Raw genomic sequence first — 22,948 nt, forward strand, 5'->3', positions numbered from 1 at the left:
CGGCCGCGACAAGCAACAGGCGGGCGCCCGCGAATTCCGTCGCGAACGCCCGCCCTGCCGTGTCCGGGGAGGAAATCCCTGGGATTGCGGTACTTCCGGTCAGAGTTCCTTCGGGGGAAGCCAGCTGTTGCCTGCCGACGTCCAGTCGTTCTTCTTGAGCATCTTCTTCGCCGCGCGGGCGTGCCTGCCCGTGAGGCGGTCGAGGTAGATGTAACCGTCGAGGTGGTCCGTCTCGTGCTGCAGGCAGCGGGCGAAGTAGCCGGTGCCTTCGACCTCGACGGTGTTGCCGCCGGTGTCGAACCCGGTCACCTTCGCCCACGACGCGCGGCCCGTCGGGTACGCCTCGCCGGGCACGGACAGACAGCCCTCCCAGTCGTCGTCCGGGTCCGGCATCGTCTCCGGGATCTCGGACGTCTCGAGCTTCGGGTTCACCACGACGCCCTTGTGCCGCACGCCTTCGTCGTCGGGGCAGTCGTACACGAACAAGCGGAGGTCGAGGCCGATCTGGTTCGCCGCCAGCCCGACGCCCTCGGCCGCGTACATCGTCTCGAACATGTCGTCGACGAGCGTGGCCAGCTTGTCGTCGTACTCCGTCACCTCGCGGGTGGGGTTGTGCAGTACGGGGTCACCGGCGATGACGATGGGATGGATGCTCACATGCCCATTCAAGCAGTATCGCGTAGCGATTCCTTGAGGGGTTGGTGGCCGGGCGACGGGCGGGCCAGTATCGCGTAGCGACGCCTTGGAGGTGGGCGACGACCGAACCGACGCCCGCCCCGGTGCCTCGAAGTGACTCCACGGGGGTCGGCCGGTGGGCGATGCCGCGGGGCATGCGGTGGGCGGGCCGGGCCCGTGGTGGGTCGACGGCGTGTCGTTGCTCACCGGCGACCATTCGCGACCGTTCCCGGCCGGGACTTCCGGCCGGGACTTCCGGCCGGGACTTCCGGTCGGGACGCGCCGGGGCCGGGTTACACCACTGACAGTGGTCTCGCGTGATCTAATGGCGGCTGCGGAAACCACATCCGTGTTATTCGCCGAGAACGCCTGCGAGGAGCCACATGGACGCCGCGGAGTCGACGGAGGGCAAGGGTAGATCGTCTTCGTCGGCGGATGATGCGCAGCCGGCCGAGGGGCTCACGGAGCGGGAGCGGGAAGTGCTCGCGTTCGAGCGGCAGTGGTGGAAGTACGCGGGCGCGAAGGAGCAGGGCATCCGTGAGTTGTTCGCGATGTCGCCGACGCGCTACTACCAGATTCTGAATCGACTTATCGACAAACAGGACGCCATGCGTGCCGACCCGATGCTGGTGAAGCGGCTGCGGAAGGCTCGCGCGTCGCGGCAGCGGGTGCGTGCAGCGCGCCGGTTGGGGATCGAGCTGTCATGAGCATCTTCGACGGTCTGTCCAGGCCCATGCGCGCCGCCGGACTCGGCCTGTTGGCGGTCGCGGTGATCGCGGCGGTGATCGGCGGTGTCACGCTGGTGACCGGTGGTGACGAACAGCCGACGGCGCAGGAGACGTCCGAGACGAACACGCCGGGTGATGGCGACGGCGGCCAGTCCGGCTCGCCGGACGAGCAGCGGCCCGATTCGGGAGACGGATCGGACGGCTCGGGCGACGGAGCCGACGGTGACGGTTCGGGTGACGAGTCCGGTGACTCCGCCGACGGTAACGGCAGTGACGGCGACGGCACCGACGACGGCGGCAGTGGCGACAACGGCGGCGGTGGCGCGGACGGAACCGCGGGCGGTTCGGACGGCTCCGGTGGCAACCGGGGCGGCGACGGGTCCGAGAACCAGAAGGTGAACGTCAAGGCCGTGGACGTGCGGGTGTACAACAACAGCACGATCAGTGGGCTGGCCCGTACGGCGGGTGACGACATGCGTGCCCAGGGTTGGAACGTCGTGGAGGAGGCCAACTACTCCGACGGCGTCATCCACGAGAGCACCGCGTACTTCCGCCCCGGCACCGATGAGGAGCACGCGGCGCGGGTGCTCGCCGACAGCCTCGGCATCAACGTCGCGAAGCGGTTCAAGGGCATCGAGGACTCGAGTCCGGGCGTCATCGTGATCGTGACGAAGGACTACGCGGACAACCGCTGACACGCTCAGGCTGGCACCGTCCTGGACGGTGCCCGGCGCGGTCACCGGTTCCGGGCGTATTCCTCCAGGTCGGCCAGCTGCTGCGGGTCGAGGGACGGCCGGACGACCGTACGGGCCTTGTCCAGGTGCGCCGCGGTGACCTCCGTGGCCTCGAGTGATTCGCGCATCGCCGTCAGTGCCGCTTCGCGGATCAGCGCCGAGCAGTCGGCCGCCGAGTAGCGTTCCAGCGATGCGGCGACGTCGGTGAGGTCGACGTCGTCGGCGAGCGGCGTGTTCTTGGCGGCCGACTGCAGGATGTCGGCGCGGGCCTCGGCGGTGGGCGGTGGCACGTAGATCTGCCGTTCCAGCCTGCCGGGCCGCAGCAACGCCGGGTCGACGAGTTCGGGCCGGTTCGTGGCGCCCACCACGACGACGTCACGTAGCGGCTCCACACCGTCGAGCTCGGTCAGCAGCGCGGCGACGACGCGGTCGGCCACGCCGGAGTCACTGCCCTGGCCGCGGCGCGGTGCCAGCGCGTCGACCTCGTCGAGGAAGATCAGCGAGGGTGCCGCCTCTGCGGCACGGTGGAACAGCTCCCGCACCGACCGTTCCGATTCGCCGACGAACTTGTCCATCAGTTCGGCGCCCTTGACGGCGAACACGTTCAGCGCGCCCTCACCCGCGAGCGCGCGCACGAGGAAGGTCTTGCCGTTGCCGGGTGGTCCGTACAGCATCAGGCCGCGCGGCGGTGCGACGCCGAGGCGCGCGAACGAGTCCGGATAGCGAAGCGGCCACAGCACGGCCTCGGTGAGCGACTGCTTGATCTCTCCCATGCCGCCGACGTCGTCGAGCGTGAGCCCGCCGGTGGCCAGCGTGTCCGATTCGGACATCGAGATCGGACGGACGGAGGACAGGGCGTCGATCAGGTCCTGTTGCGCGATCGCGGGCCCGGAGTCACCGCTCGCGCTGTCGTCGCGCTGCCGCAGAGCGCCCCGGACGGCGGCGTCGCGGCGCAGCGCGAGCAGGTCGGCTGCGACGAAGCCCGGTGTCCGCTCGGCGATCGCCCCGAAATCCACATCGGATTCCACGGGGACGTCGCGGAACAGGATCCGCAGCAGTTCGGTGCGCACGCCGGCATCGGGCTGGGCGAGCGTGAGCTCGCGATCGAGCAGGTCGACGGCCAGCAGCCGCGGGTCGACCGATTCGGGGTGTGCCGTCGTGGCGACCAGCGCGAACCCCGGTTCGGCGAGAGCGTTCCGGATCCGGTCGAGCAGCACGGTCGCGACGGGCGGCTGCTGGTGGGCTGGAAGGAGCGCATCGACGTCGGTGAGCAGTAGGAGACCGGAACCGTCGCCGGATGTGACGGCGTCGACGGCCTGGGCCAGCCGGTTCAGTGCGGCGTCGGGTTCGAGGACCGCGAGCGTCGGCGCGGCGAGGGTCACGACCCGGACCTTCTCGGCGTGGGCGACGGACCGGGCCAGCGTCGCCTTGCCGACGCCTTCCGGTCCGGCGAGCAACACGCCGAGGCGTGCGGAGGTGCCGAGTTTGGCGAGCAGGTCCGGCCGGTGGAAGGCGAGGTCGAACCATTCGGCGAGGGTGCGGGTGGCGGCGGAGTGTCCCGCGAGTTCGGACACGGGCACGATGCCGGCATCGTCGGACGGTTCGGTGACGGCGATCTCGGCGACTTCGGGTTCGGCGGCCGCCGGGGTGGCCCCGGCCGCCGGCCGTGCCTGCGCCGGCTGTGACCGTGCCGGTTGTGCCTGCGACTGTGCCGTCGTTCCCGCCGCGTCGGTGACGGTGTCGGCGGCAGGCGTGGTCTCGTCGCCGCGCCAGCGGACGACCGTGGACTGGCCGACCACGACGGGGCCCGTCGCCGGTTCGGTGGCGGTGACGGTGAGCAGTTCCGTCGTCCACGTCGCGCCGACGGTGCGCGAGAGCGTGCCGCGGACCGCGGCGACGTCGGCTCCCGGGGGAGGGGACAGGTCCTGGGGGAGCAGCGACACCGCGTCGCCGACGGTCAGCACCTTGCCCGCAAGCGCTTGCCGCAGGGTCGTGGCGGTGAGCGACATCGTGGCGAGCCGGGACCCGGACACGGTGACGGTTCGCGCGACGGTCGCATCGCACGGTGCGACGACAACCTCCGAACCCTCCGTGACGCCGAGGTTCGACATCGTCACGTCGTCGGCCAGCACGACTCCGGGCACACCGTCGTCGGCTGGGGCGGCCAACGCGGCGCTGGCGCGTGCTCCGGTGAGCCGTACCGCGTCCCAGGCGCGCAAGCCGAGGGCGTCGAGCACTTCGGGGTGCATACGGACGACACCGCGGCGCGAGTCGAGCGCGGACGGGGTGTGCCGGACGGTGAGCGTGATCTGAGCCGAGGACGTCACAGCCGCCACTCTATGAGGAACGGACACCGGGCGCGCCGAGGACCGCCGATCTCGTCCGGCGGCCGGCGCCGATGTCAGTGCCGCCCTTGGGGGAATTGATTGAGCCTTGGGGGAATTGATTGAGCACTGTCGCGCGGAGCGCGTCCGTCCGGGCCCGTCGGGCTCAGCGTTCGCGTTGGCGGAGCCCGATGCGTCGCCAGCCTCGTTTCCGTGACGAGGTGCGCGCCGGATCGGCGGGCGGGTACACCCGCGACACGTGTGACGTGGCCGTGCCGGTGCCGGGACTGCCGTCCGATCGCTGGACGGCCCGCCGCGCGGCACCGGCGACGCGGCGCAGTCGTGGCTTGCGCAGTCCGAGACGCCGCTGCCCGCGCAACCCCCTGCGCATGGCACGGCGTTCGCGCCCCGGCACGTCCCATGCCTCGGGGTGCGCGGCGAGCCAGTGGTAGCGGCGCACCGCGTACGGGATGTGAGCCAGGTACAGCACCAGCGCCGCCGCCAGCGCGATCAGCGGGTACTGGATGACCGCCGCCGCCAGCAGTCCGACACCCACCAGCAGCGGCGCGACCGCCTTCGCCGGTGCGCGCAGCTTCTTCAGCGACAGCGTGGGGATGCGGCTGATCAACAGTGCCGCCGTGGCGATCGTCCACACCCACACCACGGGCTGCGACGACCACCAACCGGTGCCGAACTCGAGCGTGACGATCACCGGCAGCAGCGCCGTCAGACCACCCGCGGGAGCGGGGACGCCGACGAAGAACTCGGCTGCGAACGGCGGTTGGTCCTCGTCGAGCAGGGTGTTGAACCGGGCCAGCCGCAGCACCATGCATACGGCGAAGATCAGCGCGACGACCCAACTGAACCGGGCGTCACCCGGCAGCCACACGTACAGCACCAGGGCGGGTGCCACGCCGAACGAGATCGCGTCGGACAGCGAGTCGAGCTCGGCTCCCATCTTCGACGACGCGTCGAGCAGTCGGGCGATGCGCCCGTCGAGGCTGTCGAGGATCGCGGCGACGCCGATGGCGCCGATGGCCAGCACGTAGGCGCCGGTCAGGGCGAACTGCACGGCGGAAAGCCCCGAGCACAGCGCGAGCACGGTGATGGCGTTCGGCAGCAGCCGGACGCCGGGAGTGGTCCGGGACATCACGGGTCAGTCCCTCGCAGCGGGGGCGGTTTCGGCGATGACGGTCTCGCCGCCGACGGTGCGCTGTCCTTCGCGGACGAGGACGCGGCTGCCCGGCGGCAGGTAGGTGTCGACGCGGGAGCCGAACCGGATCAGCCCGTAGGTCGCTCCGACGTCGTGCCGTTCGCCCTCGGCGACCTGGCACACGATGCGGCGCGCGACCAGCCCGGCGATCTGGGTGACGACGACGTCGTGGCCCGCGTCGGTGCGCAGCAGCAGCGAGTTGCGCTCGTTGTCCTCGCTGGCCTTGTCGAGGTCGGCGGACAGGAACGTGCCCGGCCGGTAGGCGGCCCGCTCCACGGTGCCGCTGACGGGCATGCGCTGCACGTGGACGTCGAACATGGACAGGAAGACGCTCACGCGGGTGCGCGGCTCGTCGGGCAGGCCGAGTTCGGCGGGCGGCACGGCCTCGGAGATCAGCGACACGGTGCCGTCCGCGGCCGCGACGACGAGGTCCTCGCGCTGCGGCGGCACCCGGTGCGGTTCGCGGAAGAACGCCGCCGTGGCGAGTGTGCCCAGCCCGGCGATGACGCCGAGGCTCGCCGACACCTTGCGCAACGCGAGCGTCGCGGCGAGGCCGCCGAGTACGAACGGTCTGCCGGCCGGGTGCATCGGCGGCAGCGTTTCCCTGGTGATCGCTGCGGCGTGGCCGAGTGCCGCCGAAGCCTTGGAGGCTGCGGAGGCCGTGGACGCCGGTATGCCGTCGGAAGCCATGGTTCGGTCGTCTGTTCCGTTCGCGTAGGTGAACCTCGAACGCGACCACGCTACTCCGCTGGGGTAACGCACCGGTCGCCGCCTCACGTCCGCCCTCGCGCGCGTCACAGCAGCAGCACGTCCACCTCGGAGTCCGCGGGCGCTTCGGTGGTGTCCTCGTCGAGCACGATGAGGCAGTTGGCCTGCGACAGAGCCGCGAGCAGATGTGAAGCAGGGCCGCCGCGGGGCCCGACCACTCCGGTCACGTCGCCGTCGGGGTGCGAGTAGTAGCCGCGGCGGAACTGGCGTTTGCCCTGCGGCGACGTGAGCGTCTCGAGCAGTCGCGCGCGTACCCGGGTGCGGTCCGGGTCGGCATGGCCGAGCGAGGACAGGATCGCGGGCCGCAGGAACGCCTCGAACGACACGAGCACGCTGACCGGGTTGCCGGGCAGCGTGACGACCGGGACGCCGTCCCACGTGCCGCATCCCTGAGGTCCGCCGGGTTGCACGGCGACCTTCGTGAACGTCACGCCCGCCCCGGTCAGGGTGTCCTTGACGACCTCGTAGGCGCCCGCGCTGACACCGCCGGAGGTGACGACGAGATCGACGTCGGCGAGCCGCGGTTCGATGGCCGCGCGGAAGCTGTCGACGTCGTCGGCGACGCTGCGCACCGTGGTCACCTCGCACCCCAGCGCCCGCAGCGCGCCGCCGAGCATGACGCTGTTGGACTCGTAGATCTGGCCGTGGGCGAGCGGCTGAGGGGGCAGCACCAGTTCCGTGCCCGTCGACACCACCAGGACCCGCGGTGGCACGAAAACCGCGAGGGTTTCTCTGCCGACGGCCGAGGCCAGGCCCAGCTGGGCGGGGCCGCACACGGTGCCGGCCTCGAGCGCGACGGTCCCCGCGGCGACGTCCTCGCCCGCGCGGCGCACGTGGGTGCCGGGCGCCGACTCGGCGTGGATCCGCACGCGGGTGGTGCCGCCGTCGGTGCGTTCGACCATCACCACGGTGTCGGCGCCGTCGGGCATGGGGGCGCCGGTCATGATGCGGTGCGCGGTGCCGGGCGGAAGCGCGGGGACGTCGGTCAGGCCGGCGGGGATGTCGACCCCGACGTCCAGTTCGACGGGTGCGTCCTCGCTCGCGCCCGCGACGTCGGCGGAGCGCACGGCGTAGCCGTCCATCGCGGAGTTGTCGAACGGCGGCAGCGACACCGGTGCCGCGACGTCCTCGGCCAGTACCAGTCCGGCGCACTCGGTGACGGGCCTGCTGACCGCGGGCCGCTTGCCCAGCAGTTCGGTCACCTGTGCGCGGTGTTCGTCGACGGAGATCACGCCGGTCATCCTCCTCGCCGATCGTGGCTGTGTCAGACTCTCCCCGCTCGGAACCCCTGGGAGGCGGAGTTCCGTGTCGCTCAGGGGAGGTTCTCGTGCAGGTACAGCTGCGGCACCAGCCGTCGTTCGCGGTCGGGCGCATCATGCTCGCCCCGGGCGAGCCCGTCCAGGCGGAGGCGGGTGCGATGGTCGCGACGAGTTACGGGGTGCAGGTCCAGGCGTCCACCCAGGGCGGCGTCATGAAGGGTCTCGGCCGGGCGGTGCTCGGCGGCGAGTCGATGTTCATCAGCACCTACACCGCGCCGCAGAACGGTGGCTGGGTCGACGTCGCGGCGAGCCTGCCCGGAGATCTGCAGGTGATCAACCTCGACGGCCGCGTGGGCTGGTGCATCACGCGCGGGTCGTGGATCGCCTCGGCCCACACCGTCAACCTGCAGACCCAGTGGGGCGGGTTCAGCCAGCTGTTCGGCGGCGAGGGCGGCTTCCTCACCTACGCGGCCGGCCAGGGACCGGTGATCGTGTCCTGCTACGGCGCGCTCGAGGTCGTCAACCTGCAGCCGGGGGAGATGATCACCATCGACTCGGGGCACGTCGTGGCCTACGCCGAGACGGTGCAGTCGCAGCTGCGCAAGGTCTCCGGCGGGATGGTGCAGAGCGTCAAGAGCGGTGAGGGGCTGGTCTTCGACTTCGCGGGCCCCGGACAGATCATGACCCAGACCCGCAATCCCTCGGCGCTGGCGCTGTGGGTCTGGCAGCAGTCGCCGGGGCGGTAGGCATGGAGGTCCACACCCGGCACACGCCGACGTTCGGTGTCGCCCGCATCGTGCTCGCCGACGGCGAGGCCGTGCAGGCACCGGCGAAGGCGATCATGGCGAGCAGTTTCGGCGTCTCGGTGTCCCGGCCCGCCCGTGGTGAGCCGACCGTGCTGACCGCGCCGGCGGGCGGCGGCTGGGTCGACCTCGCCCCCGAGGCGGCCGGTGACGTCTATCCGCTCGGTTTCGACGGGCGCAGCGGCTGGTGCGTGTCGACGGTGCCGGAGCCGCGGGTGCTCGCGCGTCCCGCGTCGATCCGCCGGGACGAGTCGTGGCCGGGACTGCAGCACCTGTTCGGCGGGGATCACGGCTTCCTCGAGCACTACAGCGGTGTGGGCTCGCTCGTGCTGAGCGCGAAGGGCCCCGTCGATCTGCTGAATCTCGACGCCGGCGAGATGATCACGGTACGGCCCGCGTTCCTCGTCGCCTATCCGGACACGATCCAGGTTCGGTTGCGGGCGCTCGATCCGGCGGGGCCACAGTCCGTGCGTACCGGGCAGGGACTGGCGCTCGATTTCGCGGGCCCCGGTACCGTTCTGGTCCAGGCCAGGCGCTGATTCTTACGGCGTTTCCGGAGACTCTCTCGCACTCCTTCTTTCGCCCGGCGACACCCGTTGTGGGCTATGTGGGTGAACACGATTTACCCGGATGTCACTCACCGCGTACATCGGACAGCGAGATGTCGGCGAACCCGTTACCGCAAATTGACCATTGCCCAGCTGCGTGATTCCGGTAGCGTGATCGACGCTTGGAGCGCAGACAGGCTGTGCTCGGAGCGTTTTTCGGTTTGCAGCAAGGAGGACGCCGTGGCAGTCGGCACGGTCAAATGGTTCAACGCGGAAAAGGGCTACGGCTTCATCGAGTCCCCGGAGGGGCCCGACGTTTTCGTGCATTACTCCGCGATTCAGGCAGAAGGATTCCGCACCCTCGACGAGGGTGATCGGGTGGAGTTCGAGATCACCGCGGGGCGGGACGGCCGCAGCCAGGCTGCCGACGTCAAGAAGGTCTCGTAGCTTTCGTTTTTCTTCTCGACCGGGGCTCCTCCGGCGCATCGCGCGGCGGTTGGCACCCGGTCCGCCGGTTCCCGACCGAGGGAAGCGGTGAACCGGGGCTTTCCGACACTTCGCGTCCGACCAGCGGTCCGACCGCTAGGCTGCGCGCTGTGTCAGGCGATGTGTCGGGGGACCTCACCGGTCGGCAGCTGGGCAACTACCGCATCGACGGTGTGCTCGGCCGCGGCGGCATGAGCGTGCTCTACGAGGCCACGGACGTGCGCCTCGGCCGCAGGGTCGCCCTGAAGATCATCGGTGAGCAGGCCGGCGCCGACCCGGAGTTCCGCGACCGGTTCGTCGACGAGGCGCGCAACACCTCGGCGGTCGACCACGCCAACATCGTGCCGCTCTACGACTTCGGCGAGCTCGAAGGGCTGCTCTACATCGCCATGCGCTACGTCGACGGTGCCGACCTCGCCGGCCTCGACGGCGGCGGTCCCATGGACCCGGCGCGCGTGATCGGCCTGCTCGATCAGGTCGCCGACGCCCTCGACACGCTGCACCGCGACGGGCTGGTCCACCTCGACGTCAAACCGGCCAACGTGCTCGTCACGAGCCGCCAGCGGGCGCGCGATCAGCTCGAACACGTCTACCTCGCCGACTTCGGCCTCACCGAACGTGGCGCCGCCACGCGGGCGTCCCGCGGCGGCGACTTCCTCGGCTCGCCCACCTATGCGGCGCCCGAACACCTCCGCGGCGAACCGCTCGACGGTCGCACCGACCAGTACGCGCTCGCGTGCATGCTCTACTCGTGCCTCGCGGGCAGGCCGCCGTTCACGGGCGACGTGCAGACCGTCATCGCGGGCCACCTCAACCGTGAACCGCCGTCCCTCTCCCGCGCCGTGCCCGGCCTCGGCAATCGCATCGACGACGTCGTGCGCAGGGGCATGGCGAAGCGGCCCGACGAGCGGTACACCGGTTGCGTAGAGCTGATCGCCGCTGCCCACGAGGCGCTGGCCTGCGACGGGTCCGCAAGCGCAGGCATCGGTGGTACCGGCGCCGCGGCGGGCGGTGCCATCGCCGGTCGTGCCGTGGTGGGTGGCGCTGTTGCCGGTGGTGCCGCGGCGGCCGGTGCGGCGGTGGCCGGTGCGGCGGCGAGCGGGGGCTCGTCAGGTGACCGCGCAGCGCAGGGGACACCGATCACCGAACAGGTCACCGCGGGCCAGGCGGCGACCCCGCCGTCCGGGGCGGAACTCGGCGGCATCCGGCACCTGACGTCGCAGCAGGAAGACACGACGCCACGGCGAGGCGACACGCCAGGGCAGGACGACACTGCGCAGCGAGGCACTGCGCAGTGGGACACGGCGCAGCGGGACACGGCGCAGCGGCAGGACGGTACGGCGTCGCAGCAGCATGCAGCGTCGCGACGGGACGCGTCGTCGCGACAGGGAGAGGGAGGCCTCGTGCATCCTCAACAGCCGGGACAGCCGGGACAGCCGGGACAGCCGGGACAGCCGGGACAGCCGGGACAGCCGGGACAGCCGGGACAGCCGGGACAGCCGGGACAGCCCGGTCCGTACGGGCCGCAGGGAGGCAGGCCGGGCTCGGGCGGGCCTGGCCAGTCGGGTGGCCCTGGTGGTCCGGGGCCACAGGGCCCGCCCGGTGGGCAGGGTCCGCACGGGCCCGGGCAGCCGCCGTACGGGACTCCGCCGCCGGGGAATCCCGCGCAGACCCCGCCGCCCGGACTGGGAAGGCCGCCGCAGGGAGGCCAGCCCGGATTCGGCACGCCGCCGCCCGGAATGCCCGCGGGTGGTCCGCCTCCGGGAGGCTTCCCGCCACCGGGCGGTCCCGGCGGCCCCGGCGGTCCCGGCGGTCCGGGTGGACCGGGCGGCCCAGGCGGGCCGAGCGGTGGCAAGAGCGGCGGTAAGTGGTGGCTCTGGGCGGGGCTGGCCGTCGTCGTGATCGCCGGTGTCGTCGTGACGATCCTCCTGCTGACCGGCGGGGACGACGAGCCCGAGGGCGGGGGCGAGCCCGGCGGCGATCCGGGCACGTCGAGCTCGGTGCCGGAGATCCCGGTCGGCCCCGGTGGATCGCAGTCCGCACCGACCGGTGATTCCTCGCAGGGGCGGACGGTGCCGAAGTCGATCCCGGTGGAACCGGAGAACTGAGCCCACGCCCGATCGAGCCGGCCGGGTGCCTGCGGCACCGAGCTGGCTGGGTGCCTGCGGCACTGGGTCGACTGGGTGCCTGCGGCACCGGGTCGGCTGGGTGCCTGCAGCACTGAGTGCCGGGACGGTTCAGGTCGTGTACACGCCGGTCGGTTCCGAGTGGTACCCCTTCGCACCGACCGCGTGTGCCATCGGGCTGCGTACCGCGCCGGTGGTGCGGGCCAGTTCGGCTGCGGCGCGGATGTCGTAACGCGGCCGCCAGCCGAGCGTCGTGAGCGCGCGTTCGTTGGAGTAGACACGGTCGAGCGCGGGCAGCATTCGCCAGCCCCACTCCTCGTACCGGGCGGCCAGGTCCGGCAGTACGCGGGCGAACACGGCAGGGGCGTCGGTGGCGAGTTCGGCGGCGTCGTCGCGGGTGAACGGCGTCGTGGCGCTGATGACGAACCGGTCGAACCACGCCTCGGGGGTGTGGTGGGCGGCGAGCAGGTGGGCCTCGACGACGTCTTCGAGGTCGACTCGCCGGTAGGCGTACTCGTTGACCTTGAGGTTCGTGTCGTCGAAAGCGTTGCGAACGTCGTCCCTGTCGTCGCCTTCGGGAAAGAACCGTGACGTGCGCAGGACGACCACCGGCAGGCGCAGGTCACGGGAGAGCAGTTCGCACAGGTCCTCGGCTGCGATCTTCGTGGCGCCGTAGATGTTGCGCACCACGGGGCGGACGTCCTCGGTGATCCACGCGGCCGGCTCGCCGGGGGCGGGAGTGAGGGCGCGGCCGAACGCGCTCGTGCTGCTGGTGAAGACCACGTTCCGTACGCCCGCCGCGGCCGACTCCTCGAGGACGGTCAGGGTTCCGGTGACGTTGATGTCGACGAAGTCCTGCCGGGAGTGCGAGCCCACGTGCGGCTTGTGCAGAGTCGCGGTGTGGACGACGCGGGTGACCCCGTCGAGGGCGCGCCGTACGACGTCGCGGTCGGTGATCGACCCGGTGACGGTCGTGAAAGGCGAGTCGAGGATGTCGAGGCCGACGACGTCGTCGCCGCGTTCGCGGAGTGTGCGCACGACGGCTTCACCGAGGTGGCCCGCGCTGCCGGTGACCAGGTATCGCTCCATGCCTGCGATCGAAGCTGTTCTGGTACGCCCGTGTCAATCTGTTTCGGGTGGATCCCACGATCTCGAGAGGCTCGGTTCGGACGCCCCGAAGGGCACCTTCGGGGCATGGTCGCGCGCTGTTGGGAGCACGGCCGCGCGGCCGTGTCGGGGGACCCCTTTCTTGCACTCTCACCCGGAGAGTGCTAAACACGAGATTGGCACTCGGCACCGTCGAGTGCTAGGTAACCGGTCGCCGACCGGTACCTGAAGGTCGGGACGGTGAGGCCACGTCCGGGAGATCCCGGGCTGGTCGTCCGTCGCGGGCACCGAGCCTGGCCTGTGACGTGTCCGATTACCGGAGGACCACACCCCAATGGCCAAACTGATTGCGTTCGACGAGGACGCCCGCCGCGGACTCGAGCGCGGGCTCAACACCCTCGCCGAGGCCGTCAAGGTGACTCTCGGCCCGCGTGGCCGCAACGTCGTGCTCGAAAAGAAGTGGGGCGCGCCGACGATCACCAACGACGGTGTCTCGATCGCGAAGGAGATCGAGCTCGAGGACCCGTGGGAGAAGATCGGGGCCGAACTCGTCAAGGAAGTCGCCAAGAAGACCGACGACGTCGCGGGTGACGGCACCACGACCGCCACCGTGCTCGCCCAGGCCCTCGTGAAGGAAGGCCTGCGCAACGTCGCCGCCGGCGCCGACCCGATCGCCCTCAAGAAGGGCATCGAGCAGGCCGTCGAGGCCGTCACCGAGCAGCTGCACAAGGCCGCTCACGAGGTCGAGACCAAGGAGCAGATCGCTGCCACCGCCTCGATCTCGGCCGCCGACCGCACGATCGGTGAGCTGATCGCCGAGGCGCTCGACAAGGTCGGCAAGGAAGGCGTCGTCACCGTCGAGGAGTCCAACACCTTCGGCCTCGAGCTCGAGCTCACCGAGGGTATGCGCTTCGACAAGGGCTATGTCTCGGGCTACATGGCCACCGACGCCGAGCGTCAGGAAGCCGTGCTCGAGGACCCGTACATCCTGCTGTTCGGATCGAAGATCTCGAACATCAAGGACATGGTCCAGCTGCTCGAGAAGGTCATGCAGACCAACAAGCCGCTGCTGATCATCGCCGAGGACGTCGAGGGCGAGGCCCTGGCCACGCTGGTCGTCAACAAGATCCGCGGCACCTTCAAGTCCGTCGCCGTCAAGGCCCCGGGCTTCGGTGACCGCCGCAAGGCGATGCTGCAGGACATGGCCGTCCTCACCGGCGGTCAGGTCATCAGCGAGGACGTCGGCCTCAAGCTCGAGAACGCCGACATCTCGCTGCTGGGCCAGGCCCGCAAGGTCGTCGTCACCAAGGACGAGACCACGATCGTCGACGGCGTCGGCGACGCGGAGCAGATCCAGGGCCGGGTCAACCAGATCCGCGCCGAGATCGAGAACAGCGACTCCGACTACGACCGCGAGAAGCTGCAGGAGCGCCTGGCGAAGCTGGCCGGCGGCGTTGCCGTCATCAAGGCCGGTGCCGCCACGGAGGTCGAGCTCAAGGAGCGCAAGCACCGCATCGAGGACGCGGTGCGCAACGCCAAGGCCGCCGTCGAGGAGGGCATCGTCGCCGGTGGTGGCGTCGCTCTGCTGCAGGCGTCCAAGGCTGCCTTCGACGGCCTCAAGCTCGAGGGCGACGAGGCGACCGGTGCGAACATCGTGAAGGTCGCCGTCGAGGGCCCGCTCAAGCAGATCGCCGTCAACAGCGGTCTCGAGGGCGGCGTCGTGGTGGAGAAGGTCAAGGGCCTGCCGCAGGGCCAGGGCCTCAACGCCGCCACGGGCGAGTACGAGGACCTCATCGCCGCCGGCGTGCTCGACCCGGCGAAGGTCACCCGTTCCGCGCTGCAGAACGCCGCTTCGATCGCCGGCCTGTTCCTGACCACGGAGGCCGTGGTCGCGGACAAGCCGGAGAAGAACGCCGGCGCCGGTGCCGACCCCACGGGCGGCATGGGCGGCATGGAAGGCATGATGTGATTCAGGCCTGAAGCCACGACGAGCCCCGGGAGCACCCAGTGCCCCGGGGCTCGTTGTATGTGCACCCCCGGCGGCTCTCGTCGGGTGTCCGGCACCGCGGCGCCGTGACCTGTTGCTTCCGCTGTTCGGGGGATGGGCACGTTACCGGAGCCGTATCCCTAGGCATGATCAACGCCACGCGGTTAGTGTCGGTCACATGCCTGGATCTGTGCTCGGAACCGAGGTGCGGCGGGTCGAGGACCCCGAACTGCTCCGCGGAGAAGCCACCTACGTCGACAACCTGCCGATCCCGGGCGCCGCGCACGTCGCGTTCGTGCGCTCGCCGTTCGCTCATGCCGAGATCACGGGCATCGACAAGACCGAAGCGGAGCAGGCCGACGGCGTGCTGGCCGTGTACACGGCCGCCGATCTCGACCTGCCGCCGGTGCGGCAGCTGATGGTCGTCAATTCCGACTGCGTGCGCACCCCGCTGGCGACCGACCGGGTGCGGTTCGTCGGCGACGCGGTCGCCGCTGTCGTGGCGGAGACCCGCGCGGCTGCAGCCGACGCCGTGGAGCTCGTCGACGTCGACTACGAGCCGCTTCCAGTGGTGGCCGACCCGGAGGAGGCGCTCGCCGACGATGCGCCGCTGCAGTTCCCGGAGCTCGGCACCAACATCGCGGCGGGCGAGCGCGACCAGGTCGGAGCGGAGATTCTGGCCGACGCCGACGTCGTGGCGCGCGCCAGGATCGAGAACCAGCGCGTGGCGGTCGTGCCGATGGAGGGCAACGCCATCGCCGTCGAACCGGGCGGCGGATATCTCGGCGGCGACTACGACCTGACGATCCACGTGTCGACGCAGATGCCGCACGCGCTGTGGCAGGTCGCGGCGAAACAGCTCCGTGTGGACGCCGACCGGATCCACCTCGTGACCCCGCACGTCGGCGGTGCGTTCGGCGGCAAGGTCGGCATGATCGCCGAACACCAGGTGGTCGTCGCGGCGGTGCAGCGGCTCGGCAGGCCGGTGAAGTGGGTCGAGACCCGCTCGGAGAACATGCAGGCGATGCCGCAGAGCCGTGCGCAGGTGCAGTACGCCGAGCTGGGGCTGAAGTCCGACGGCACGATCACCGGGCTGCACTGTGACGTCCTCGGTGACTGCGGTGCCTACGCCGGCTTCGGCGGTGGCTTCGCGCTCGGCCCGACGCGCCTGATGTCGCAGGGCGTGTACCGCATCCCGAAGATCAGCTTCGGGGCGATCGCGGTGCTGACGAACACGACTCCGACCGGGGCGTTCCGCGGCGCGGGCAGGCCGGAGGCGGCGGCCATGCTCGAGCGGATCATCGATGTCGGCGCCGCCGAACTGGGCATGGACCCGGTCGAACTGCGCCGCAAGAACTTCCTGCAGCCCGACCAGTTCCCGTACCGGACACTCGTCGGGGCGAAGTACGACTCGGGCGATTACGACCTGCCGTTGCGCGAGGCACTGCAGATCGCCGACTACGACGAGTTGCGGAAGGAACAGCGACAGCGCATCGACGCTGGTGAGACGACGCTGCTCGGTGTCGGCGTGAGTACGTACGTCGAGATCACCGGCGGTGGCGGCGACGGCGAGTTCGCCGAGGTCGAGATGAGCGACGAGGGGCGCGCGACGATCAAGGTCGGCACCTCTGGGCACGGCCAGGGACACCCGACGTCGTTCTCGATGCTCGCTTCGGACGCACTCGGTATTCCGCTCGAGCGGATCGACTTCGTCCAGTCCGACACGGCGCAGGTCCCGCGGGGCGGCGGTACGGGCGGTTCGCGGTCGTTGCAGATCGGCGGCAGTGCGGTGCGTGAGGCCAGCGAGCGGCTGGTCGCGAAGGCCAAGGAACTGGCTGCGACGAAGCTCGAGGCCGCCGTCGAGGACATCGAGGTGACCGGCGACGGGGACCTGGGTGTGCTCGGTGTGCCGAGCGCGAGGATCGGCTGGGCGGAACTCGCCGCGTATGCGGCGGAGAGCGGAAGCAGGCTTGCCGCCGACACCGATTTCACGCCGGGCGGTGCGACGTTCCCGTTCGGCGCGCACGTGTCCGTGGTCGAGGTCGACACGGAGACCGGAAAGGTCACGCCGATCCGGCACATCGCGGTCGACGACTGCGGCAGGGTGCTAAACCCGCTGCTCGTGCGTGGTCAGCAGCACGGCGGTGCGGTGCAGGGCATCTCGCAGGCGCTGTGGGAGCACTACACCTACGACGAGGACGGCAATCCCTCCACCGGCACGCTCGCCGACTACCTGGTGCCGTCGGCGATGGAGGTGCCGATGCTCGAAGCGTCGAACACGGAGACCGATTCGCCCCTGAACCCGCTGGGTGCCAAGGGCATCGGTGAGTCGGCGACGATCGGGGCGACCCCGGCCGTGCAGAACGCCGTGGTCGATGCCGTGCGGCACCTCGGTGTGCGGCACATCGACATGCCGCTCACCCCGCAGCGGGTATGGCAGGCGATTCGTGAGGCACAGGACGGTAGGCCCGCGGATCCGTGGCGTGACCCGCCCGCGGCGTTCGCCACGGTGCCCGTCCGTGACGCCGGCTCCAACCCGCACGCCGACGAGGCGGCCGTCTGACGAGGCTGACTCGCGCTGCGCGAGACAGTCTCCGCGAGGAGCGGCTGCCGTGAGGAGCGGCTGCCGTGCGGAGAGGTTGCCGCGCGGAGAGGTTGAGGAGCGGCTGCCGTGCGGGGAGGTTGCCGTATGGGGCGGTTGCGCTGCGAGGCGGCCGCCGTACCGGAAGACAACCCCGCAGCGAAGCGGTTCAGCCGGTTGCCTCGACCCTGCGGATCCGGTCGCGCCACCACTGCGTGGTGTCCGGGTCCGCCGCATGGTCGGCCAGCAGGTCCGGCTCCGGGGCGGTGTGCGGAACGGGGAGGAAGCCGTCCACAGCGGACAGCGGGGTGCTCGTCACGTCGGCGGTGAGCAGACTGGCGGTACCGAGCCCGCAGGCGAAGTCGAGCTCGGGTAGAGCTCCGGCGAGTGCGAGCCCCGCGGCGAGACCGACGCTGCTGTCGACGGCCGACGACACCACGCACGGCAGGCCGCACGACTCGGCGACGTCGAGCGCCCTGCGCACGCCACCCAGCGGAGCGGTTTTCAGCACCGCCACGTCGGCTGCACCGGCCACGGCCACCCGCAGCGGATCCTCGGCTCGCCGGATCGACTCGTCCGCTGCGATCCGAACGTCGACCCTCCGCCGGACGTCGGCCAGTTCGGCCACCGAGGCGCACGGCTGTTCGGCGTACTCCAGTCCACCTGCCGCGCGGTCCAACTCTCGTAGCGCGGCGACTGCGGTGTCGACGTCCCAGGCCGCGTTCGCGTCGACGCGGATCGCGCCTCCGGGGCCCAGCGCGGTGCGGACCGCCTCCACCCGGGCGCAGTCGTCGGCGAGGGACGACCGCGGATCGGCGACCTTCACCTTCGCCGTGCGACAGCCCGACGCGGACACCAGGTCGTGGGCCCGTTCGGGTGGGACCACGGGCACCGTCGTGTTGACCTCGACCGCATCGCGCACCGGTTCCGGCCAGCCCTCGTGGCTCGCCTCGATCGCCGCCGCGAACCACGGCACCGACTCGGCGTCGTCGTAGTCACGGAACGGGCTGAACTCGCCCCAGCCGGCGGGGCCGCGCAGCAGCACGCCCTCGCGCACGGTGATCCTGCGGAACCGGTTCCGCAGGGGGAGCGCGAACACACCTGCCACGTCGACGTCGATCGTCCTGTCCCTCACAGGTGTCATTGTCCGCGTGCGTTTCGCAGGGCACCCGCGCCGGGTACGCGCGAATCGAACCGACACGAGAGGAGTGGTGACTGTGACCGGCAGGCTCAGTGGCCGTCGAGTGGCCTTCCTGGTCGCGCCCGAAGGCGTCGAACAGGTCGAGTTGACCAGGCCGTGGAAGGCGGTGCAGGACGCCGAGGGTCTGCCCGAGCTGATCTCGTTCGAGTACGGCGACGTGCAGGCCTTCAACCATCTCGACAAGGCGGACGTGTTCCGGGCCGACAAAGCGGTCTCGGAGGCGTCGGTGGACGATTACCTCGGCCTCGTGCTGCCCGGCGGCGTCGCGAACCCGGATCTGCTCCGCACTGACCCGGCCTCGGTCAGGTTCGTCGGCGCGTTCGTCGATGCGGGCAAGCCCGTCGCGGCGATCTGCCACGCGCCATGGACTCTCATCGAGGCCGGCGTGCTCAGGGGCAGGCGGCTGACGTCGTATCCGAGTCTGCAGACGGACCTGCGCAACGCCGGCGCCGAGTGGGTCGACGAACAGGTCGTGGTCGACGGCGGAATCGTGACGAGCCGCAACCCGGATGACCTGCCCGCGTTCTGCGAGCAACTGGTCGAACAGCTGGCGCAGCAGGCCGAACATTCGCACGCCGCACCGGCCTGACGGCGGCGCGCCGGGACGCCGGTTCCGGTGGCCGGATGCCCGGTCTCCGCGAGCCCGGTCTCCGCGAGCTAGGTCTCTGCGAGCACGGTGTCCGCCTATCCGGCGTCTGGAGGTTCGGACGACCCGGTGTCGTCGGCGTCCGGTGGCGTGATCTCGGAACCCGTCCTGCGGGCCAGGTCGATCGCGTCGCCGGGCGCCTTCACCTTCTCGTCGTTGTCGAAGTAGACGAACACGTCGCGGACCTTCCGCGGTGCGGCCCGCGCGACCGTACGGTCCGTGCGCGGCGACTTCCCCGAGCGCCACGCCAGCACCTTGTCGGCCCACGCGGCCAGCTCCGCCTCGGGATAGCCGCCCGCGTACAGCTGCTGCCAGCCGTGCAGCCGTACGTAGACGAAATCCGCCGTGACGTCCTCCAGCTGGGGCCATTCGCCCGCGGCGTCGGCGACGACAAGGCCGATCCGGTGTCGGCGCAGCAGCTCCACGGCTTCGGTCGTCGCGAAGCTGGGGTGGCGGACCTCCAGTGCGTGGCGGAGCGGCCGGTCCTCCCGCACGGTCGTGTGCGGCTCGAAGCGCACGGTGTTGTGGTCGCGCGCCAGCCGTGCCGCCGCGTCCGTGCTGCGCGGGAGGTGTTCGAAGAACTCGGCCAGCAGGTCCGCGTCGAACTGCAGCGTCGGCGGCAGCTGCCACAGCACAGGGCCCAGTTTGTGCTCGAGCGCTGTCACCCCCGAGGCGAAGAAATTCGCGAGCGGTTCGGTGACCTCGCGCAATCGCTTCATGTGCGTGATGAACCGGCCGCCCTTCACCGCGAACACGAAGTCGTCGGGCACCTGCTCGAACCATGCGCGATACCGCTCGGGCCGTTGGAGCGAGTAGAACGAGCCGTTGATCTCGACGGTACTCAGCCGGTTGGCCAGGTACTCGAGTTCGCGGCGCTGCGGCAGCCCCCGCGGGTAGAACGTCCCCCGCCAGGGCGGATAGACCCAGCCCGACGTGCCGATCCGTACTGCAGTGGTTCGCGTCGCGGCGCGTGGTGTCGTACCGGATCGCGGCGTGCCGGTCCGGCCGGGGTTGCCGTGAGCAGCGGCGCACATATCTCCAGGCTGCCATCGCGGGCCTCACTGCCACCAGAACGACCACAGCCGCTCACCGACAAGGCCGCCGGCGACGGTACGCAGCGTGCCGGGCTGGGCGGTGAACTGGTCGAGGCAGAAGGCGCGGTGCTCGGCCGCGAGCAGCTCTGCGCGGTGGCGGGTCTTCGGTGGCGCGGCGACCGACAGGGTGAGCTCGTCGTAGCCGAGGCGGATCAGGGTCGCGCCGAACCGGTCCTCCCAGCTGCGCAGCACCGTCGACACCAGCTCGGCGCGGTCGGTGGTGCGGAACATGCCCTGCCAGCCGAGCACGGCCGGCACGTCGGCGGGCCGCTCCGCTTCGGCGATGCCGAGCCGGTAGTTCCCGCCCGCGACGAGACGGGATCCGGTGTTGCCCGCCTCGGCCAGCGGATCCGACTTGCGCGGCGACCGCCGCGCCAGCCCGGGGAACTCGGCGCCGAACGGTTCCAGGCACGTGCCGTCGCAGCACGGCCCGCGCCACCAGGAGCGGAGCACGTCCCCGGGGTGGTCGTGGCCGATGTGGTCGTCGGTGGGCGTGTTCCAGGGCCGGTCGTCGATCCAGTCCTGTCCCGCCGCCTCGAACCGCGGGTCGCGGGGGATCAGCACTGGCCAGCGACCGGTGCGCGGGAATGCCGCCACGCAGGCCAGGTACAGCGCGGGGTCGGTGATCGGGTCGTCGGACACCCACAGCGCCTGGTGCATGCGCCCGGGCGGCAGGGTGAGGCTGTCGCCGCGGCCGTCGGTGCGGGCACCGGCGCTGTCGTCGGTCCGGTTCGTGGTCGTCGATGTGAACATGACCCGAACGCTAGTTCGACACCCCGACAGTTCCGGCGCGAACACCGGACCGCTCGTCGTTACGTCACTCGAACGGATGATCGAACGGGGCGGCGTGGCCGATAGCCACTCCGGCGGAACTCCCGCGCCGGTCTACAGCGGGCGCAGCAGGTCGTCGGAGTCGATGATGCGGTAGGCGTAGCCCTGTTCGGCCAGGAAACGCTGGCGGTGCGCGGCGTAGTCCGTGTCGACCGTGTCGCGTGCGACCACCGAGTAGAAGTGCGCCTGCCTGCCGTCCTCCTTCGGGCGCAGCAACCGGCCGAGCCGCTGCGCCTCCTCCTGCCTGGAGCCGAACGTGCCCGACACCTGGATGGCCACCGACGCCTCGGGCAGGTCGATCGAGAAGTTCGCGACCTTCGACACCACGAGCTTCGTGATCTCACCGCGCCGGAACCGGTCGAACAGGGCCTCGCGTTCCTTGTTCTTCGTCGAACCCTGGATGACCGGGGCGTCGATCGCCTCGCCGAGTTCCTCCAGCTGGTCCAGGTAGGCACCGATGACCAGCGTCGGCTGGTCCTCGTGCGCCTCGACGATGTTCTTGATGACGGCCGTCTTCGTGTGCGCCGTCGAGGCGAGCCGGTAGCGCTCCTCCGCGTCGGCCGTGGCGTACGCCAGCCGTTCGCCCTCGGTGAGCGTCACGCGGACCTCGATGCAGTCGGCGGGCGCGATCCACCCCTGGGCCTCGATGTCACGCCACGGCACGTCGAACCGCTTGGGCCCGATCAGCGAGAACACGTCACCCTCGCGGCCGTCCTCGCGCACCAGCGTCGCGGTGAGCCCGAGGCGGCGGCGGGACTGCAGGTCGGCGGTCATCCGGAACACGGGTGCCGGCAGCAGGTGCACCTCGTCGTAGACGACGAGACCCCAGTCGCGGGAGTCGAACAGTTCGAGATGCTTGTACTCGCCCTTCGACTTACGCGTGATGACCTGGTAGGTCGCGATCGTGACCGGGCGGATCTCCTTCTTCTCGCCGGAGTACTCGCCGATCTCGTCCTCGGTCAGCGACGTCCGCGCGACGAGCTCGCGCTTCCACTGCCTGCCCGCGACCGTGTTGGTGACCAGGATCAGCGTCGTGGCCTGCGCCTGGGCCATCGCGGCCGCGCCGACCAGCGTCTTTCCCGCACCGCACGGCAGGACGACCACGCCGGAGCCGCCCGCCCAGAACGAGTCGGCAGCCTGCCGCTGGTACTCGCGCAGCGACCAGTCGCTCTCGTCCAGCGCGATCGGATGCGCCTCGCCGTCGACGTAGCCCGCGAGGTCCTCGGCGGGCCAGCCCACCTTCAGCAGCGCCTGCTTGAGCCTGCCGCGCTCGGACGGGTGGACCGCCACGGTGTCCTCGTCGACGGTCACGCCCAGCATCGGCTTGATCTTCTTGCTGCGCTGGACCTCGGCGAGCACGGCGCGGTCGGTGGTGGTCATCACCAGGCCGTGTGCCGGGTGGTTGTGGATCTGCAGCCTGCCGAACCGGCCCATCGTGTCGACGATGTCGATCAGCAGCGGCTGCGGGACGGGGAAACGGGAGTAGGTGGTGAGCGCGTCGACCACCTGCTCGGCATCGTGCCCTGCGGCGCGCGCGTTCCACAGCGCGAGCGGGGTGATGCGGTAGGTGTGCACGTGTTCGGGTGCGCGTTCCAGCTCGGCGAACGGTGCGATCGCGATCCGCGCGTCGCCCGCCCGGTCGTGGTCGACCTCGAGCAGCACGGTCTTGTCGGACTGGACGATCAGGGGGCCATCACTCACGCCTCCCTTTATACGTTCCCTGCGTGGGAGGTTGGGCCGTCCGGTGGGCAGGGTGGCCTCATACTGGAGCTTGACGGGTCGGGGCAATACCATCGCCGGGCGTAATGTCGGCCACTGCCGGTGTGGATCAAGATCG

The 22,948-nt window shown here is 70.7% G+C and carries 18 protein-coding genes and 1 pseudogene; 9 read left to right on the forward strand and 10 right to left on the reverse strand.

Translation table 11 applies throughout. The features are described 5' to 3' along the window. Window positions 1-99 precede the first annotated feature (99 nt). Complete coding sequence (locus LY40_RS14255) at window positions 100-657, reverse strand: peptide deformylase (protein WP_183782600.1); 558 nt, start codon at window positions 655-657, stop codon at window positions 100-102. 401 nt (window positions 658-1,058) lie between these two features. Here LY40_RS14255 and LY40_RS14260 point away from each other — a divergent pair, with 401 nt between their 5' ends. Together LY40_RS14260 and LY40_RS14265 are read left to right on the forward strand one after the other, a co-directional pair. After that, a complete protein-coding gene (locus LY40_RS14260; RefSeq protein WP_183782602.1) occupies window positions 1,059-1,382 on the forward strand; it encodes a DUF3263 domain-containing protein in 324 nt (107 codons plus the stop codon). Then, the gene (locus LY40_RS14265) at window positions 1,379-2,098 is read left to right on the forward strand and encodes a LytR C-terminal domain-containing protein (RefSeq protein ID WP_183782604.1); all 720 of its coding nucleotides are present in this window, start codon (window positions 1,379-1,381) and stop codon (window positions 2,096-2,098) included. The genes LY40_RS14260 and LY40_RS14265 overlap by 4 nt, the downstream gene beginning before the upstream one ends. Window positions 2,099-2,139: 41 nt before the next feature. Here LY40_RS14265 and LY40_RS14270 read toward each other — a convergent pair whose 3' ends face one another. From LY40_RS14270 to moeA, 4 genes are all read right to left on the reverse strand, one after another. Beyond that, window positions 2,140-4,464: an AAA family ATPase gene (locus LY40_RS14270; protein ID WP_258937123.1), complete on the reverse strand. Its 2,325-nt coding sequence runs from the start codon at window positions 4,462-4,464 to the stop codon at window positions 2,140-2,142. A gap of 163 nt (window positions 4,465-4,627) precedes the next feature. Further along, the gene (gene pssA / locus LY40_RS14275) at window positions 4,628-5,611 is read right to left on the reverse strand and encodes a CDP-diacylglycerol--serine O-phosphatidyltransferase (protein ID WP_183782606.1); all 984 of its coding nucleotides are present in this window, start codon (window positions 5,609-5,611) and stop codon (window positions 4,628-4,630) included. Window positions 5,612-5,617: 6 nt separating this feature from the next. Further along, the gene (locus LY40_RS14280; RefSeq protein WP_258937124.1) at window positions 5,618-6,364 is read right to left on the reverse strand and encodes a phosphatidylserine decarboxylase; all 747 of its coding nucleotides are present in this window, start codon (window positions 6,362-6,364) and stop codon (window positions 5,618-5,620) included. 104 nt (window positions 6,365-6,468) lie between these two features. Next, window positions 6,469-7,674 (reverse strand): molybdopterin molybdotransferase MoeA, encoded by a 1,206-nt coding sequence (gene moeA, locus LY40_RS14285; protein WP_258937125.1) that lies wholly within the window; start codon window positions 7,672-7,674, stop codon window positions 6,469-6,471. A gap of 95 nt (window positions 7,675-7,769) precedes the next feature. On the opposite strand from moeA, the gene LY40_RS14290 reads away from it, so the two are divergent. From LY40_RS14290 to LY40_RS26140, 4 genes and pseudogenes are all read left to right on the forward strand, one after another. Continuing rightward, on the forward strand, window positions 7,770-8,447 hold the full coding sequence (locus tag LY40_RS14290) for a TIGR00266 family protein (RefSeq protein ID WP_183782612.1): 678 nt from the start codon (window positions 7,770-7,772) through the stop codon (window positions 8,445-8,447). A 2-nt stretch (window positions 8,448-8,449) separates the two neighbouring features. Then, complete coding sequence (locus LY40_RS14295) at window positions 8,450-9,043, forward strand: AIM24 family protein (RefSeq protein ID WP_183782614.1); 594 nt, start codon at window positions 8,450-8,452, stop codon at window positions 9,041-9,043. Between the two features lie 249 nt (window positions 9,044-9,292). Then, a complete protein-coding gene (locus LY40_RS14300; RefSeq protein WP_030532335.1) occupies window positions 9,293-9,499 on the forward strand; it encodes a cold-shock protein in 207 nt (68 codons plus the stop codon). 149 nt (window positions 9,500-9,648) lie between these two features. Next, a pseudogene (locus LY40_RS26140) lies at window positions 9,649-10,551 on the forward strand (serine/threonine-protein kinase); the annotation flags it as partial. A gap of 1,224 nt (window positions 10,552-11,775) precedes the next feature. On the opposite strand, the gene LY40_RS14310 reads toward LY40_RS26140, so the two are convergent. After that, window positions 11,776-12,753, reverse strand: a complete 978-nt coding sequence (locus LY40_RS14310; protein ID WP_258937127.1) for an NAD-dependent epimerase/dehydratase family protein — start codon at window positions 12,751-12,753, stop codon at window positions 11,776-11,778. 352 nt (window positions 12,754-13,105) lie between these two features. Here LY40_RS14310 and groL point away from each other — a divergent pair, with 352 nt between their 5' ends. Both groL and LY40_RS14320 read left to right on the forward strand, forming a co-directional pair. After that, window positions 13,106-14,740 (forward strand): chaperonin GroEL, encoded by a 1,635-nt coding sequence (gene groL, locus LY40_RS14315; protein WP_183782620.1) that lies wholly within the window; start codon window positions 13,106-13,108, stop codon window positions 14,738-14,740. Window positions 14,741-14,936: 196 nt separating this feature from the next. Further along, complete coding sequence (locus LY40_RS14320; protein WP_183782622.1) at window positions 14,937-17,321, forward strand: xanthine dehydrogenase family protein molybdopterin-binding subunit; 2,385 nt, start codon at window positions 14,937-14,939, stop codon at window positions 17,319-17,321. 187 nt (window positions 17,322-17,508) lie between these two features. Here LY40_RS14320 and LY40_RS14325 read toward each other — a convergent pair whose 3' ends face one another. Then, window positions 17,509-18,474: an o-succinylbenzoate synthase gene (locus tag LY40_RS14325; protein ID WP_258937128.1), complete on the reverse strand. Its 966-nt coding sequence runs from the start codon at window positions 18,472-18,474 to the stop codon at window positions 17,509-17,511. 76 nt (window positions 18,475-18,550) lie between these two features. Here LY40_RS14325 and LY40_RS14330 point away from each other — a divergent pair, with 76 nt between their 5' ends. Next, window positions 18,551-19,129, forward strand: a complete 579-nt coding sequence (locus tag LY40_RS14330; protein ID WP_183782627.1) for a type 1 glutamine amidotransferase domain-containing protein — start codon at window positions 18,551-18,553, stop codon at window positions 19,127-19,129. Between the two features lie 95 nt (window positions 19,130-19,224). Here the strand turns inward: LY40_RS14330 and LY40_RS14335 are convergent, their stop codons facing one another. From LY40_RS14335 to LY40_RS14345, 3 genes are all read right to left on the reverse strand, one after another. Next, window positions 19,225-20,127 carry a DUF72 domain-containing protein gene (locus tag LY40_RS14335; RefSeq protein ID WP_258937218.1) on the reverse strand — a complete coding sequence of 301 codons (903 nt, stop codon included), beginning with the start codon at window positions 20,125-20,127 and terminating at the stop codon, window positions 19,225-19,227. Between the two features lie 117 nt (window positions 20,128-20,244). After that, window positions 20,245-21,033, reverse strand: coding sequence for a DUF4253 domain-containing protein (locus tag LY40_RS14340; protein WP_258937129.1), 789 nt, complete (start codon window positions 21,031-21,033; stop codon window positions 20,245-20,247). A gap of 132 nt (window positions 21,034-21,165) precedes the next feature. Continuing rightward, window positions 21,166-22,812 carry a DNA repair helicase XPB gene (locus tag LY40_RS14345; RefSeq protein ID WP_183782633.1) on the reverse strand — a complete coding sequence of 549 codons (1,647 nt, stop codon included), beginning with the start codon at window positions 22,810-22,812 and terminating at the stop codon, window positions 21,166-21,168. Between the last annotated feature and the right edge of the window lie 136 nt (window positions 22,813-22,948).

Source organism: Prauserella salsuginis, assembly GCF_024648885.1.
In the GTDB taxonomy this organism is placed as follows: Bacteria; Actinomycetota; Actinomycetes; order Mycobacteriales; family Pseudonocardiaceae; genus Prauserella; species Prauserella salsuginis.